Here is a 16,003-nt window from a genome sequence, read left to right on the forward strand (position 1 = left end):
GCAGATCGGGCTTAGTGTCCCGGAAAATCAACCAGACTGTGAATGGTCAGACCCAGCGCTTCAAGACGCTGCTGACCACCAAGATCCGGCAAATTCACTACAAAAGTTGCATCCGTGACCTGACCGCCTAAACGACGGACCAGTTTGGTTGTGGCATCAATAGTACCACCAGTCGCCAATAAATCGTCAACTAACAGGACTTTATCTTCTGGCGCGATCGCATCCAAATGGATCTCAAGTGTGTCCTGACCGTATTCCAGTTGATAACTTTCCGCGATGGTTTCACGCGGCAGTTTGCCAGGTTTCCGCACCGGCACAAAAGCCACTCCCATAGCATAAGCCAAGGGGGCACCAAAAATAAAACCGCGCGATTCTGTGCCAACAATCTTGGTGATACCGTGCCCACTGTAATGTTGTTTCAGGTGGTCAATCACGGCGGCAAAGGCGGCGCCATCCTGCATCAGGCTGGTCACGTCGCGAAATAAAATGCCTGGTTTCGGATAGTCCTGTACTGACTTGATGACTTGTTCAAGTAAGCGGCTTAATTCGGTATGCGTCATGGAGAAATCTCTATATTAAATTCGATAAAAAAACCGCCAGCAGGCGGTTTTTCGGTCTGGTCGCTCGGCTTAGCCTACAATGCGCAACCAGGTTACCAGAGGCAGTTGGCACAACAGCAACACAAACACAGCGATAAAGCCTAACAAATGCAACACGCTGAATGGGTCTTTAAAATTCTCGTCAGCCATCGACGTCTTTCCAGTGCAAAATAAGGGGTTTCGATTTTAATGAAAAAGTCTGGTAATAGCCAGTGATTGTCACGGCGGCCAGGCGCATTTTTATCGGAAAAATTCTGGTCGGAACTAAGGTCAACGATACCGGCACTGAAGGCTAGTTTTCGGCCGCAGCAGTGACAATGCCGCGCAAGGCAAAATCGGTCAACAAAGGCGTCACCTCGGCCAATAACTGGTCGCTGTCCCATTGCGGAACATAAGGCTGCAACCACTCAAGATAGGTGCTGATTTGCTGACCAGGTTCTGCCAGCATCAACTGCAGCAATGCGGCGCTCCAGGCGTTCAGTTCGAGAAAGCGCACCTGATCAGCATGATCGCGGTACAACAGCAAGAACACCGGTTGTGCCGCCGGCGCAGTCGGTTGAAACTGAACTGAAATTTGCTGTACCGGATATTGATAACAGCACAGGCGCGCGAGCGGCGACAAAGCCAAGGCGGTATCAGGATCAAATTGCCAGCCTGACGCGACCATCGCGATATCAGTCGCCAATGCCAGTTCCAGCCATTCATATTCAGCCAGTTCCAGCGCAAACACTGGCAATTGTTCTTCGACCTGCGGTAGCCAGTGCAGAAAAGCTTGGGAAATATGCAGAAAATAAGGACTATGCAGCGGCTGTTCGCGGAAAAACTGCCGGCACAACGCTTGCCAATGTGCTGCGGAAACAATCGACAGCAGCACCGGAAAAGCGCTGGAAACAAAACTCTGTAGATTGTTAAAAAACAACTCTTCGTAGACGGCCATCCGTTCAGGTCGCATGCCAGCCGGCAAAGGCGCGGTTGGATCTTTGATCCGGTTTATAAAGGCTAGCTGTTGCTGTTGAAAGCTGTGCATCAGGCAGCCCCGCTGCTGAGCCGCGATGCTTGCCGCTGGATCTGACGGATCTGTTCAACTTCCGTCATCAAGTCAGCAAAAGGCGGCAGATTAAAGTCGCGCTCTAATAATGTCGGTTTAACACCATGCACAGCATAAGCTTCTGCTAACAAAGCCCAGACCGTGTCATTGACATCACTGCCATGGGTATCTATCAGTAAGTCAGCACTTTGGCGTAAATGACCTGCTACATGGCAATAGCGAATGCGTTGGGTCGGTAGCGCACGCAAAAAAGCACTGGCGTCATAACTATGATTAACCGAATTGACATAAACATTGTTCACATCAAGCAGCAAACCACAATCTGCCCGCTCCAGCACTTCGCCCAGGAATTCCAGCTCAGACAAGGTCGATGCAGGCGTGTCGTAATAAGAGATATTCTCCAGCACCAGCTCCTGCTCCAACACGTCCTGCACCTGGCGTATGCGTGGGACCAGATAGTCAACAGCTTCAGCACAAAAAGGCACCGGCATCAGATCATACAGATGTCCTTGCCCCGAACAATAACTCAAATGCTCGCTATACAAACGCACCTGATGTTGACGAAAAAACTGTTTCAGCTGATTCAGAAAGACCAGATCCAGCGGATCCGGCCCAGCAATAGACAGCGACAAACCGTGGCAAATCAGCGGATATTGCGCCGCGACCTCCGCAAACTGGCGTTGCAGCCGGCCACCAAAGGGGATCCAGTTCTCCGGTGCGACTTCGATAAAATCAATGCCCTGCTCGCCTTGTTGCAACGGGGCCAGCAGCTCACGCCGCAGCCCCAGTCCCACGCCTTGGATCGGCAGCATCTTAGTTCATGCCGCCGCATTTACCTTCTTTAGCTTTGTCTGTGCCGGCTTTTTTGTCGCCACCGCACTTACCTTCACCGCACTTGCCCTCACCACATTTACCTTCTTTGGCTTTATCGGCGCTGGCGTCGGCTTTCTTGCCTTCACCGCATTTACCTTCGCCACATTTGCCTTCGCCGCATTTACCTTCTTTAGCTTTTTCCGCGCCAGCTTTTGGATCTGCCGCTTGTTGTGCCGCGCCATCAGGTGACTGCTGATAACCAGAGCTCAGTTCAGTTGCCTGAAACGCCTGAGCGGTGCCACTTAAACCGGCCAGTGCGGATAACATCAGGCCACCTAAAGCTGCTTTGACTTTTTGCTGTTGCTGCATTTGCTAATTCCTTCTGTTGTTTTGAATACTGTTTTGATCTACCGGTTGATAGCCACCGATAACACAGCAGACCGACGTCACTGAATTTTACTTTCGCCGAGCATAGTAAAATTTTAACGGGACCGGAAGGGCAAGCAGGCCAGCAACGGGGATTTGCCGGTGACCGGCGGTTATGCAGAAAAAATTGGGGAACTGCAGCTCGCTTTGATCTGTATCAGCACAAACACCGCCGTCTTTTGCCACACTGCAGCCTCAATCATTATTTCACCGCTGAGGATCTTATGCCCAAGTCTCTCATTCCGGAATTACGTGATCAGTTACAACAGGAACTTCAGCAGCTGCGCGGAGATATTTTCTCCTACCTGCAACGTGATCATGCCGGCGAATTCAATCATTTATTATTGCAACTTGAGCATCAGGCCTTGAGCCACTGGCCAGAGTTGTTACGGCATTGGCTGACGCCTGAGCTGGAACAAAAAAGCCGCAGGCTCGAATTAGTGCAGGCTGCGCTGAGTCAGATGGATATGGGCCTGTATGGTCTTTGTTCAGATTGCGAAGCACGGATCGAACGAGAGTTACTGCAACAAGACCCGGCCAGACAACGCTGTGCCCGCTGTGAACGTCAGTTACACGAAAACAAAAGTCGGGCCCTCAGCTGAAATGGACACAGTGGTCGTCCAATCCGGCTGGCCGCTTTGCCCTGTTTTCTGTTAATTTAGTCACATTCTGCGTTGAACTTAATGTTGATTATGCACGCTCAGCAATTTCTTCAGGCTGCCATTACCGCTTTTGGTCAGGGTCAGCCGGACCGCGCCGCTCAATGCGCTCACCAAGTCTTACAGCTGGTACCGGAACAGCCCGATGCGTTGCATCTGCTGGCCTTATGTGCACGTCAGCAAGGTCAAACGGATCAGGCGTTACAATGGTTCAGACGCAGTCTGGCAGCAGCGCCAGCGCAAAATGTTGTTTGGTCCAATTATGGCAATCTGTTGCAACAATTGGAGCAGATCGATCAAGCGGAACAAGCTTATCAACGAGCGTTGAATTTGGCGCCCGAACAGGCGGATACCTGGCTCAATGCTGGTTTGCTGGCGTTACGGACACAGCAACCAGCCCTGGCTCAGCAACGTTTGCAAAAAGCCCAGCAACTGCGGCCGGATGACCCGCGTAGTTATGCACCACTCGCCAATGCACTGGCACAACTGCAACAAGTCACGACAGCTCTACAAACATTAGACCAGGCCTTAACACGCTGGCCTGCGCAGTCGCAGTTGCTATGGCAAAAAGCGCAATTACTGCGCGACCAACAACAAGCTGGCGCCGCTGCTGATATCATCCGGCAAATGCTGATTGCGACGCCACAACAGGCCGATTTGCATTTTATGGCGGGCTGTCTGCAACACGATCTAGGTCAGGATCAGCATGCTGAATCCGCGTTACTGCAAGCTATTGCGCTGGAACCGTTGCATATCGGCGCCCACGAGGCGCTCAATCAGCTGTACTGGGAACAACAAAATCTGACAAAGTTTCTGCAGTTAACCAACCAGACGCTGCAGGCACAGCCCGGGGCATTGGCGCTGCGTTATTGTCTGGTCACATTGTTGATCCAATCAGGCGACAATAGCCAAGCCACGCGGCTACTTGAGGCCGGCCTGCAGTTGCATGGCCGTCTGCCCGATTTGTTGCATGCACTCGGCGTGCAAGTTGCGAAAACCGGTGATATTGCTCAGGCCGCGGCACTGACCGCCGAAGCATTACAACATCAGCAAACACCGCCGGCATTCCGGGTTCGGGCCCTCATTGATGCGGCCAACTATGCCATTCGGCTGCAGCAACTGGACCATGCTGTAAAGTTATTGCAGCAAGCCCGACAGCTGAGTCCGCAGGATCAGGAAATCTGGGCTTATTTGGGAACTTGCTGGCGTCTGCAGGGCAATGCAAAAACCGACTGGCTGAATAACTACTCAACGTTGATTGACGCTCGCCCGCTGCCAACGCCGCCCGGCTATCAAAATCTGACAGAATTTCTGGCAGCGCTTAATCCGGTGATCCGGCGACTGCATACCAGTACGCGTCAGCCATTAGATCAGAGCGTCCGTGGTGGCACGCAGACTTTGGGGCGGCTCTTGTCTGAACCAGACCCGGTGATCCAGCAATTTCGCGGCGCACTGGAGCAGCGGATCCACGAATACCTGCAGCGTCTGCCGCAAGATGCTGAGCATCCATTGCTCGGCCGAAACAACCGGACATTCCGTTTCTCCGGCAGTTGGTCAGTCCGGTTGGCCGACCAGGGTTTTCATACCAATCACGTCCATCCGCAAGGTTGGTTATCTGCCTGCACTTATCTGGAGTTGCCTGATTGTATTCAGCCAGATGACCCGTTGCGTCAGGGTTGGCTCAAACTTGGTGAGACTTCCCTGTTGCTGGGTGAGCGGGAAGACGTCGCAAAGGCGATTTGCCCGACACCAGGGCTGGTGGTGTTATTCCCGAGTTTTGTCTGGCACGGTACTTATCCGTTCCAGACCAGCAGTGCCAATGCATACAGATTGACCGCACCCTGTGACATTATGCCGGCCTGAGTAGCGACGTTGCCGCCGCTATCAGCAAGGATTACCATCGGCATCAATAAGTCCGGCAGCAAACAAACGTTGCCGCACCGGTGCCAGCTCGTTAGCAAATGCCCGCCATTTCTGCACCGATTTGTTATGGATAGGCTGGCGCACCTGCGCTGCACTGGCGGTGGTTGACGCCGATTTCGCCTGATGAAACTGCAGCAAGTCGTCCTGCCAGGGCAAATCACACCATTGCAAAACACGTTTGGCCTGCGCTTCGGGTTCAGCCACCATTTGTTCATAGTGCACGTCGAGAATTTGCCCCGGCAACACCTGGTGCCAATGCGCCATCAGTTTTTTGTATTCGATAAAATAATCTGCCAGCTCATCCAGCTGATAAGAAAAAGAATAGACCTGATTAAACAGCGTTTTATACACGGCAAAACAGGTATCGAGCGGGTCACGCACCAGATGAATAATGCGGGCTTGTGGCAACGCCTTCTTAATAAGTCCGGCATAAATAAAGTTAAACGGCAATTTGTCGATGAAAATCGGTTTGCCCTGGGCCATGTCAGCGGCCTGACGTAAATAACGTTGCCCCAGTTCGGCATAATCCATTTGCAACGCGGCGGCCACGCGGGATGATGCCCCTTGGACCTGCTGGGCCAGCGCGCCAACTTCCAGCGGAAAATCCGGAAATTCACCGATGGAAATCACATCCGGATGTTGCCCCAGGATCCGTTCTACCAGAGTGGTGCCGGTGCGTGGCATGCCAAGAATAAAAATTGGTTTCAGCGCATGACTGGCTGCAGTAGAGGCTAAGTCTTCGCGGCTGCCGGCAAAAAAATCTTCGGTAAAATGCTGCCGCATCGCGGCAAAAGTCGCGAATTCACTGTGAGCGTCATAGTTTATTTGTTGGCGTTTCCAGCTCGTGGCCTGACGCAACGCTGCAAACGCTGCGGCATATTGCCCGACATCTTCGAGCTCCTTCGCCAGCGCATAACCCGCGCCAACCGCATCTTGTGGCTTGAGCCCAGGCTCCGCCAGCCGTTGTTGCAAATCAGCAATATGATTATCAGAATCGCTTGCCGTGCGCGCGGCAGAACGCAAATGCAGCACATTACCGGCCAGTGGTAGCTGCTGCAGGACTTGCGTCAGATTTTGTGCAGCCGCGGTCATTTGATTCAGGAAAAACTGTGCCAGCGCCAAGTCAAAACGCAGCGCGGCATCCTGTGGCTGCCAGCGTACGGCTTGCTCCAGCCAGGGTAAGGCCTGCGCCGGATCGTCCAGCGCACTGAATACTGCAGCCACAGCCCGGTAAAAACCGGCATCTGCCAGTGGTGCCTTCGCCACTTCAAGCAAAGCTTTGCGGCAATCGCCTCGCCGGCGTTGTGTCAGATAGACCTGTGCCATCCGCAGTGCCACCGCACTCACATCGGTATCAGATTGACAGATCTGGGCAAATAGCTGGTCGGCCTGAACGGATTGACCGCGCGCCAACGCCAGCTCCAGTGCCAACACGCGCCACTGCGGATGATCCAATGAATGCTGCTGCAGGAAATCAGCGACCAGATCATATTGCTGTTGTCGCAACGCTTGCCATGCACGCGGGGCGAGCTGCAGGAATGCCTGCAGATGAAGTTCGTTGCTCATGAAAAAATCCGGAGAAAATAAAAACGCGTCGCTACCGCTGAAATTCAGCGCTATTTATCTATAAAAAAAGCCGGCAAAAGCCGGCTTTTTCATCGTTCAACTTCGATTAGAAGCGAACTGTTACGCTGGCGTGCAGGTAACGACCCAGAGTGTCGTAGTAACCTGATACGGTGTTCGCGTTTGTAGACAGAGTCAGACCAACCATTGGTGGTTCTTTGTCCAGTACGTTGTTCACACCGGCCAGTAAGCTAACATGGTCGTTCAGATCGAATGAACCAACTAAGTCTAGGTAGCTCTGAGCGCTGATGCCATCTGGGATCAACTTATCAGTAGTTCCCTCGTAGTCAACTTGACCATAGTAACGCCATTTCGCAGTAGCTGACCACCAGTCACCTGTGGTGTAGCTTGCTGACAGAGTGTGACGCCATTTTGGTTGAGCGAAACAGTCGATGCTGACGTTACCAGAACAGTCATAAGTGGCTGAGTCGTTACCTGGCAGTGATTCGTACTCTTTCTTTATGTTGATAGAGCCGATCATCTTGACGGTCAGTTTACCACCGAACACTTCTTGTTCGTAGTTAGAGCTAACGTCAATACCACGCCAGTGACGGCTGGCTAAGTTGATGTTCGTTGCTTGAACGAAACCAGCGTTACCTAACCACAGGCTACCTGTAGGAGCACGTTTGATGTTGTTACAGAACGCAGCAGCACCTGTCGTAGCACACTGGTCAACAGTCAGCTGAGCAGACACGTTACCGATAACTTCATCCAGTTGGATATCCCAGTAGTCGATTGACAGGTTCAGGTTATCCAGTGGTTGACCAACGATACCGAAAGACATGGTATCTGCAACTTCTGGTTTCAGATCCGGGTTACCACCGAATACGCCGTTGTACTGACCAGCCGGGCTGGCAGAAATTTTGCCGTACTGTGCTGCAGACACACCGGTCAGCGCACATTGTGCAGCTGAGTATTTCGGAGTTGCGCCTGAACAGCCGTCAGTACCGCCCCACAGACCATTGGTTTGCGGTGCGAACAGTTCACCAACGTTTGGTGCACGAACTGCACGGTTGTAGCTGGCACGGATTTTCCAGTCGTCGATCGGAGTCCAGTCCAGTTCAGCTTTGTAAGTTGGCTCGCTACCTGAAGTTGAGTAATCTGAATAACGACCACCCAGACCTAAAGTAACATCTTTGAAGATACCAACTTCTTCAACCAGCGGGATGCTTAATTCACCGAACACTTCTTTCACGGTGTAACCACCTTCGATAGAAGGAGTCTGGCCGCCCTGACCTAACAGTAAGCCTTTGGCAAATACTTCGTCCGCAGTACGTTCGAATTTGTTTTCACGGTGTTCAACACCGATTACAGCAGCGACTGGCATTGAGTGAGATGGCAGAGTAAAGCCCAATTCACCTGATGCGAAACCGTTCAGGATTGTTTCTGAAGTCACACCTTTCATGACTGCAGTACCTGTCAGGTTAGCTGCTTGAGCACCAGTGATACCCTGATACTTAAATACTTGGTAAGGAATACATGAACCAGTACATGGATCAGCACCTTCAGCACTTAACGCCTGAGCGATACGTGGGCCGAAGAAGTCGTTCAGGTAAGCAACACCAGAAGTGGTGACACCGTGCTGGAATGACACGTCATAAGACCATGTATCGTTGATGATACCTTCAGTACCAGTGACCACGCGGAAAGAGGTGTGTTCCAGATCTGACTGACGTGGGCCGCCTTCTGTGTTCCGTTTACCGATATAAGCGGCAACTGTTTTCACGTCGTTACCGAACGCGGTACGGAATTGACCACGTTGTGCATCGCTGAACAACGGGTTGTTGATATCTAAATGATATTCTTCCGCGTAGAAAGTACCTGATTCAGCAATTTGCGCCACAGTACGGTCGTTCATGAACGACACTTCTAAGTAGGGGCGAACATATTCGCTGATTTCATAGTTGGCGAACGCACCTAAAGTGTAACGCTCGTCCGGACGCATGAAGTGGTTGATAGGTGCGTAGTTGTAGATGTTACCTACTGAAGGAATGAACTGGCTGCTTGAGTTCAGCGTCCAGAACTGTTCCTTGTCATAGTTAGTAGCACCGTTAACTACCGGGTAGAAGTAGAAGTTAGGCACTACCGCGTTACCTGAACCACCGCAAGCATCACCGGCGTTGTTTAAGGCACAGGCTGAATAGTCACGGGCTTCCTGACGCAGTTCATCAACCTGACGCCAAGTTGCATATGCAGTCACGTGACCTTTTGAACCTAATGAACCGCCAAGAGTCAGGTCGATATTGCCGGTCTTACCGTCAATACCTGAGCTGCCTGTAGGGTAAGTGAACTTACGTTTGTCCATCAGAGACTGAATGTATTTGTTGTCGTTGTCATGCTGGTAACCTGAACCACCTAAGGTCAGTTCCATGCCTTCGAAATCTTTTTTCATCACGAAGTTAACAACACCAGCAACCGCATCCGCACCGTAAGTGGCTGAACCACCACCGGTCAGCACTTCGACGCGCTCAACCAGGGCTGAAGGGATTTGGTTAACGTCAGCTGCACCGGCGTTGTAGATACCACCTGGTTGCAGACGACGGCCGTTGACCAGCACTAATGTACGCTGAGCACCCAGACCACGTAAGTCCAGTGTCGCGTTACCTGAGGCGCCGTTAGCCTGGAATGAAGTTTCTGACGCTTCGATTTGCGGCAGGCTGTTCATCAAATCTTCGATTTTGGTGAAGCCTGACAGTTTGATGTCTTCCGCAGAAGTGATTTGTACCGGGCTGGCAGTTTCAATGTCGGTACGTTTAATCCGTGAACCTGTAACTTCGATACGTTCTACTTTGTCTTTCGCTTCTTCAGTCTGCTCTTGAGCAGACACAGCAGTTGAGGTAAAGGCTGCTGTTGAAGCTGCGCCGAATGCAAGGGCAATACGCACGGCATTTGCTGTTTTATTGTTACTAAACATTATTATCTCCCTGGACCACTTAGCAGTGATTTTGTTGTCTGTAAGTCAACTGGCATTACCCGCCATACTGGTAGTTCGGGCAATTTTTTCCGCTATGCACGGAAACTGACCACTGGATAATAAGAGTATTTTTTTAAACGGGTCAACCGCTTTTACACAAATTCCCACAGAGATTTGCAGATACAGGGAACTATTCGCCAAGCCAGTAGTCGTGCCGCTTACAGGGAATATGCGAAGATTCGAATGAAAGGAAAACAATAACGGGTAATTATGTTTTTTATCTGTTAACTAGGCGGGCTTTTTTGGTAAATTACCGATTTTTAGCAGTGATTAAATGAATTTTTCAGCCGTATGACTGTTTGCTTGAAATTTAACCGTGTAAAAAATTCAGTACAGATTAAATCTGCAGAACATTGTTACAATTCTGAGTTCAAAGCGCTAAATTTCTTGTGTATGACTGATAACAGTTCTTATTGCGCTTTTAACACAGTCCAACTGTCGTCAAATCAATACCAAAAGGCTATGTGCAACTGAAGCGCTAAAACTGCTTTCAATAAAAAAGCCGGCATCAGCCGGCTTTTTTTAACAGTTCAATGCTGAATCTATCAGAACTTCTGAGTGAAGCTCACGTAGTAGAAACGGCCTGGTGTACGGTAGTTCGGGTCGAAAGAGTTCGCGAATGCTGAGTAAGCAACCGGTGGTTCTTTGTCGAAAATGTTACGCACACCAACTGAAATATCGCTGTTCCAAGGTGAAGTCCAGCCGATTTGACCGTCGAAGTACACAGTCGCTTTCAGCTCGTTGGTTGCCCAAGCTTCGTTTGGTACTTCTTTTGGCTGACCATTAGACAGTGTGTAGCCCATGCGGGTACCGTCCGGGTTTGAACACAGGTTTTTCAGTGCTGGTTGTTTCAGACCATTCGCAACACCGATAACCAGGTTACATTCTTCGGTCAGTTTACCCAGGTACTGAGCTGTGACAGATGCGTTCCAGTCATCTTTGCTCCACGTCAGAGTCGTGTTTGACTTCAGACGGTAAGCTGTACCACCACCAGACGCACCAGCAGTCAGACGACCTGAAGCGTTACCTAAAGACAAAGAACCGTCCTGAGTCAGCTCACCACGTTTCAGTTTACCCAGTGAGCCATCATAGATCACGTAAGCGTTATCGTTGTTGATGCGCCAGGTACCGTAGTCAGTGGTGAAACGGTAATCGATGTTCAGGTCGACACCTTCTACATGTGAACCACCTTTGAAGTTCTGGTTGGTCAGAGCCATAAAGTCAACTTCACCGATGTTGCCGTTCAGAGCACCAGTTTTGTCACGAGTTAACAGCTGACAGTACTTGGCATCGCCTTCTTTGTAGCAACCATCAAATACACGTTGTGCACTGTATGAACCAACCGCATTAGCGATTTCGATTCTATACCAGTCTAATGTCAGGCTCAGACCTTCGATGAAGTCTGGGCTATACACCACACCACCGGCCCATGACTCAGAAGTCTCTGGTTGCAGATCTGGGTTACCACCTACTTTTGCCTGGATTTGAGGCAGTTTCTGCACGAAACCAACTGGTACACCGGCTGCGGCACAACGTGCAGCGATATCGGCAGCAATTGGTGCTGAACCTGCTGGTGGCGTTGAACATGGATCATTCGCGGTTGGACGCGAGTCGTTCATGCCTTGGTACAGTTCCTGAATGGATGGCGCACGGAAGCCTTCGTTAAAGCTGGCGCGGAACATCACTTCAGATGTTGGACGGTAAGTCAGTTTATAGCTGCTGTTGGTGGTGTCACCAAAGGTAGAATAATCTGAATAACGGGTAGAAACTGACAGGTCCAGACTTTCAACCATGGTCATATCTGCCAGTAATGGCAGGTTTGCTTCCAGGTACACTTCTTTCAGGCCATAACCACCTTTGGTTGGGGTTGCAGCGTTATCACCCAATACCTGACCTAATACAGTCAGCGGCTCTGGGCTGGTGAAACCTGATTCACGGCGGATCTCAGTACCAGCAGCTACCTGAACCATACCAGCTGGCAGTTCAAACAGGTCTGTGGTGATGTTGGCCGAGTAGTCCCACATTTTGGCGTAAGCTAAGTCGCGTGGTGCTACAGATACATAATCCAGCATGGCTTGTGTTACGCCTGTTGGACCACCGAATACGTTAAATGGCACACAACCAGCAATTGGCGCAGCCACGGTACCACAAGTCGGTACACCTTGCGCATTCACGAAAGATGGACCCATCGCTGTAGTGAAACGGCCCGAGTGGAAGAAACCTTCTTTCAGTGCAACGAATGAGTTGTCAGAGTAAGTCGCTGCCGCATCCCAAGTGAAGGTGCGGTCTACCAGTTCAAATTCACCATCTAAGCTGGTACCAAAACGCCAGGTATCCACTTCTGCACCAAATACACGTGGAGAAACGATTGGGCGGAAAGACGCACCAGAAATACGGGTTTTGAACGGGTTGTACATGTTGGCTGCGTCAACCACCATTGGCGTGCCGCTTAATGGCTGAGCCGCCAGCTGTGCAGTTGAAGTCCGCTCGTTGAACAGTACTTCTGTTTTCCAGTTCAGTGTATCGGTGATGGCATAACCACCTTGCGCGTACAGAGACAGTGTTTCAGAAGGTTGTTGGATATAGTTCACTGGTGCGAAGTTATAACCATCTGTGTTGCCGTTAAATGGTCTGAAGTCAGCTGTTGAAGTACAAACTTTGTTTGCAACACAACCAGCTTTGCTCGGGTCCAGCGTCATCGATACGCCATTGACCGGGAACTGACCATATGGAGTCGTTGGTGATGCGCGACCGCCGTTGATCGAAACGTTTGCTGGCAGACCATAGATAGGCACTGAAGAGATCTCACGATCGCCGCCCATGATTGGCTCTTGCTTGGTGTAGCTGACGTTGATCAGGGCGTTTGACTTCTCGGTAGAAGTACCGAAAGTCGCAGAATAAGTTTCACGTTTGCCATCTTCAAAAGACGTCTGACCGTTGTAGGCAGAGATTTCTGCACCATCAAAGTCGTTTTTAGTGATGATGTTTACAACACCACACATTGCATCGGTACCGTAGATTGAAGATGCGCCATCTTTCAGAATTTCTACAGAGCGGATTGCAGCCAGTGGGATTGTTGATAAGTCCACTGCACCATTCAGGTCAGCCACCCAGCGACGGCCATTAACCAGAACCAGCGTGCGGTTTGATGAACAGTTACGCAGGTTGACGCGCGATGCACCACCCGTGTTACCGTTGTTGGTTTGTAAGCCTAAAGCGGCACCGTTGGTTGAAATTTCTTTTAATACGTCACCGACGCTGACCAGACCTGAACGAGAAATATCTTCCTGGCTGATTGCCAGTACTGGCTGTGCGGTTTCCATATCAGTACGTTTGATACGAGAACCTGTCACTTCAATCCGTTCTACTTTTTTCGCTTCTTCAGTTTCCTGAGCAACAGCATTAGTGCTCAGAGCAGCTGTAGAAGCAGCACCGAATACCAGTGCCAATCGAACCGCGTGGGTAACTTTGGTATTTGTAAACATTGATTTTTCTCCCTGGACCACTTAAGGAAAGTGATTCTATTTGTAAAGTTAATACCGGCGTATTAACGAAAAGTATCGGGACCTAACACAATACTGGCAGCATAAATATCGGATTTTATTTTTAAGGTCAATGCATTTACAGGGAACTTCATCACATCAAACAGGTCATGACATCCGTTCTTACATTTGTGAACAAAAACAAAATCACCACCGCTTAACCCAATTTAATTTTCAGATACAATTACTTACGTACGAACCACATTCGCAGAAAAACCAAAATTTTGCGAATTAATTAACATTTGTATGGGTATTAATTTTGTCGCAAATATCTGGTCTGACCATTCGAAATCTGCAAATTAGTTTGCCGCAGAGGCATTCAGCACATTAGACTGACGTACTGTAATTTCATACAGATCTTCTTATGCTGAGCGATGCGCTGAAACAACAAATCCGTTCCATTCACCAACAAATGAAAGAAAACCTGCCGGGCTATCAGCCAAGGCCAGGTCAAAATCAGTTGGTCGCTGAGATGGCCAATATTTTGGCCGGTAGCTATCACAACCACGACCGAATTGGTTTGATTGAGGCCGGCACTGGCACCGGCAAATCACTGGCGTATCTGATGGCCGCCATTCCATTGGCACTGGCACAGAAAAAAACCTTAGTGATTGCGACCGCCACGGTAGCGCTGCAAGAACAGCTGGTGAATAAAGATTTACCATTCTTTCAAAAACATAGCGGCATAGACTTCCAGTTCAGTCTGGTTAAAGGTCGCCAGCGTTATGCCTGCATCCAGCGCCTGCAGCAGCAAATTCAGCAACCTGAATTATTTGCCCAGGCGCAGTTAGGTCAGTTGGCCCGTTTGCTGGAGGACTGGAAAAGCCGCAGCTGGCTGGGGGATCGCGATTCTCTACCCGAAGCATTGCCGGAAACCAGCTGGCAATTGCTACAAGCCGATGCCTATCACTGTCCACGGCAGCATGCCGCGCACCGCAACTGCCCTTTCCATCTGGCTCGCGCTGAAATTGATGACAGTCAGGTTCTGGTGGTGAACCACGCTTTGCTATTGGCTGACCTTGATGCCGGCAGTAGTGTGTTGCCGGCTCCCGAAGACTGCATTTACGTCATTGATGAAGCCCACCATCTGGCTGATGTGGGCCGGGATTATTTCTCGGCACGCGCGTTACTCAGCAGCGAAGCCAGTCTGTGGCAAGACAAAGTGCAAAAACTGAAACAAATGCTCAACAAGCTGTTGCCGCAACATGCTGCCATTGGCGAGTTGCTGCGGCTTGCTGACGCAACCGATGAGTTTTTTGGTCACTACCAACCGGTGCAACGCCAAATCGCAGCGCTATTCCGCGCTGCAGCCGGCGATGAACCCCATGTCAGGTTCGCTGATGCGATATTACCGGATTTACTGCAACGCCAAGCAGAGCCGCTGCGTGACAGCAGTCAGAAGGTGCTGACATCGATCGACAAACTGTTTCAGTTACTGCTCGAAGTGGCCAATGACGGCAAACTGTCCACCACTTCTTTGGCCAGCCTGCAGCAGGAACTGAGTCAGTTACAACAAAAATTCAGCAGTCAGGCTGAACTTTGGGCCTGCTGGAACCAATCACAACAACATGTCAATCAGGCGCGCTGGTTGGAAGCGGACGCCCAGCATATCAGTGGTCATGCCTGCCCGTTATCGGTCAGTTTTCAGTTAGAAGATTTGTTATTTAGTCAGGCCCAGGCGGTGTTGTTATGTTCGGCCACATTAAAAACGCTTGGCAGTTTTGCGCATATCAGCCGCGAGCTAGGCCTGACCGATCATCCGGGTCTGCGCCAGCTCGAAGTCGCTTCGCCGTTTGCTTTTCGCGAACGCGGCTTGATCCACATTCCGCGGCTGAACACAGAGCCCACCGCAGATGCTTTTACTGACGAGCTCTGCCGCCGTCTCGCTGGTTTTTTACAGCCCGATGCCGGCAATCTGGTGTTGTTTGCCTCATATTGGCAAATGGAACAGGTCGCTGCAGCCTTGCGCCAGCAGGGGCTGAGTCTGTTAGTGCAAGGTGAAGCCAGTCGGCAGGCGCTGCTCGACCTGCACAAAAGTAAAATTGATGGCGGCAGTGGCAGTATTTTGTTTGGCACACAGAGTTTTTCCGAGGGCCTGGATTTGCCGGGCAAACTACTGACCAACCTGGTGATCACCAAATTACCCTTCGCCGTTCCCACCTCGCCGTTTGAAGCAGCTATGGCAGAAGCCATCACCAAACGCGGCGGCAATGCCTTTCTGACTCTGGCAGTACCGGCCGCCGCACGCAAACTGGTGCAGGCCTGTGGTAGACTGCTGCGCCAGGAACAGGATTATGGCCGGATTGTGATCCTCGACCGCCGGCTGGTCAGCAAATCTTATGGCAGCGCCATGTTAAATGCCCTGCCGCCCTTTCAACGTCAGATAGATGAATAAT

The 16,003-nt window shown here is 50.7% G+C and carries 10 protein-coding genes; 3 read left to right on the top strand and 7 right to left on the bottom strand.

Going from position 1 to position 16,003, the window contains the following annotated elements; all coding sequences use genetic code 11:
- Window positions 1-11: 11 nt before the first annotated feature.
- From apt to ACQ66Q_RS08215, 4 genes are all read right to left on the bottom strand, one after another.
- Window positions 12-560, bottom strand: a complete 549-nt coding sequence (apt, locus tag ACQ66Q_RS08200; RefSeq protein ID WP_208932306.1) for an adenine phosphoribosyltransferase — start codon at window positions 558-560, stop codon at window positions 12-14.
- 331 nt (window positions 561-891) lie between these two features.
- On the bottom strand, window positions 892-1,626 hold the full coding sequence (locus ACQ66Q_RS08205; protein ID WP_430456337.1) for an HvfC family RiPP maturation protein: 735 nt from the start codon (window positions 1,624-1,626) through the stop codon (window positions 892-894).
- Entirely contained in the window at window positions 1,626-2,459 is an 834-nt protein-coding gene (locus ACQ66Q_RS08210; protein ID WP_430456338.1) for an HvfB family MNIO-type RiPP peptide maturase, read from the bottom strand. Before ACQ66Q_RS08210 ends, ACQ66Q_RS08205 begins: the two co-directional genes overlap by 1 nt.
- A gap of 1 nt (window position 2,460) precedes the next feature.
- Window positions 2,461-2,829: an HvfA family oxazolone/thioamide-modified RiPP metallophore gene (locus ACQ66Q_RS08215; RefSeq protein ID WP_430456339.1), complete on the bottom strand. Its 369-nt coding sequence runs from the start codon at window positions 2,827-2,829 to the stop codon at window positions 2,461-2,463.
- A 281-nt stretch (window positions 2,830-3,110) separates the two neighbouring features.
- Here ACQ66Q_RS08215 and ACQ66Q_RS08220 point away from each other — a divergent pair, with 281 nt between their 5' ends.
- Entirely contained in the window at window positions 3,111-3,488 is a 378-nt protein-coding gene (locus ACQ66Q_RS08220) for a hypothetical protein (protein ID WP_430456340.1), read from the top strand.
- 81 nt (window positions 3,489-3,569) lie between these two features.
- Window positions 3,570-5,408 carry a tetratricopeptide repeat protein gene (locus ACQ66Q_RS08225; protein ID WP_430456341.1) on the top strand — a complete coding sequence of 613 codons (1,839 nt, stop codon included), beginning with the start codon at window positions 3,570-3,572 and terminating at the stop codon, window positions 5,406-5,408.
- Window positions 5,409-5,429: 21 nt separating this feature from the next.
- On the opposite strand, the gene ACQ66Q_RS08230 is transcribed toward ACQ66Q_RS08225, so the two are convergent.
- From ACQ66Q_RS08230 to ACQ66Q_RS08240, 3 genes are all read right to left on the bottom strand, one after another.
- Window positions 5,430-7,034 carry a sulfotransferase gene (locus ACQ66Q_RS08230; RefSeq protein ID WP_430456342.1) on the bottom strand — a complete coding sequence of 535 codons (1,605 nt, stop codon included), beginning with the start codon at window positions 7,032-7,034 and terminating at the stop codon, window positions 5,430-5,432.
- A 106-nt stretch (window positions 7,035-7,140) separates the two neighbouring features.
- The gene (locus tag ACQ66Q_RS08235; protein ID WP_430456343.1) at window positions 7,141-10,005 is read right to left on the bottom strand and encodes a TonB-dependent receptor domain-containing protein; all 2,865 of its coding nucleotides are present in this window, start codon (window positions 10,003-10,005) and stop codon (window positions 7,141-7,143) included.
- Window positions 10,006-10,610: 605 nt separating this feature from the next.
- On the bottom strand, window positions 10,611-13,550 hold the full coding sequence (locus tag ACQ66Q_RS08240) for a TonB-dependent receptor domain-containing protein (protein ID WP_430456344.1): 2,940 nt from the start codon (window positions 13,548-13,550) through the stop codon (window positions 10,611-10,613).
- Between the two features lie 421 nt (window positions 13,551-13,971).
- Between ACQ66Q_RS08240 and dinG the strand changes: the two genes are divergently transcribed.
- On the top strand, window positions 13,972-16,002 hold the full coding sequence (gene dinG / locus ACQ66Q_RS08245; RefSeq protein WP_430456345.1) for an ATP-dependent DNA helicase DinG: 2,031 nt from the start codon (window positions 13,972-13,974) through the stop codon (window positions 16,000-16,002).
- Window position 16,003 lies beyond the last annotated feature (1 nt).

The sequence above is a fragment of the Rheinheimera sp. genome, assembly GCF_965283995.1.
Classification (GTDB): Bacteria; Pseudomonadota; Gammaproteobacteria; order Enterobacterales; family Alteromonadaceae; genus Pararheinheimera.

Excerpts from the sequence above, each read along its gene's own strand:
- apt (WP_208932306.1), bottom strand. The coding sequence starts at position 560 with ATGACGCATACCGAATTAAGCCGCTTACTTGAACAAGTCATCAAGTCA.
- ACQ66Q_RS08205 (WP_430456337.1), bottom strand. The coding sequence starts at position 1,626 with ATGCACAGCTTTCAACAGCAACAGCTAGCCTTTATAAACCGGATCAAA.
- ACQ66Q_RS08210 (WP_430456338.1), bottom strand. The coding sequence starts at position 2,459 with ATGCTGCCGATCCAAGGCGTGGGACTGGGGCTGCGGCGTGAGCTGCTG.
- ACQ66Q_RS08215 (WP_430456339.1), bottom strand. The coding sequence starts at position 2,829 with ATGCAGCAACAGCAAAAAGTCAAAGCAGCTTTAGGTGGCCTGATGTTA.
- ACQ66Q_RS08220 (WP_430456340.1), top strand. The coding sequence starts at position 3,111 with ATGCCCAAGTCTCTCATTCCGGAATTACGTGATCAGTTACAACAGGAA.
- ACQ66Q_RS08225 (WP_430456341.1), top strand. The coding sequence starts at position 3,570 with ATGTTGATTATGCACGCTCAGCAATTTCTTCAGGCTGCCATTACCGCT.
- ACQ66Q_RS08230 (WP_430456342.1), bottom strand. The coding sequence starts at position 7,034 with ATGAGCAACGAACTTCATCTGCAGGCATTCCTGCAGCTCGCCCCGCGT.
- ACQ66Q_RS08235 (WP_430456343.1), bottom strand. The coding sequence starts at position 10,005 with ATGTTTAGTAACAATAAAACAGCAAATGCCGTGCGTATTGCCCTTGCA.
- ACQ66Q_RS08240 (WP_430456344.1), bottom strand. The coding sequence starts at position 13,550 with ATGTTTACAAATACCAAAGTTACCCACGCGGTTCGATTGGCACTGGTA.
- dinG (WP_430456345.1), top strand. The coding sequence starts at position 13,972 with ATGCTGAGCGATGCGCTGAAACAACAAATCCGTTCCATTCACCAACAA.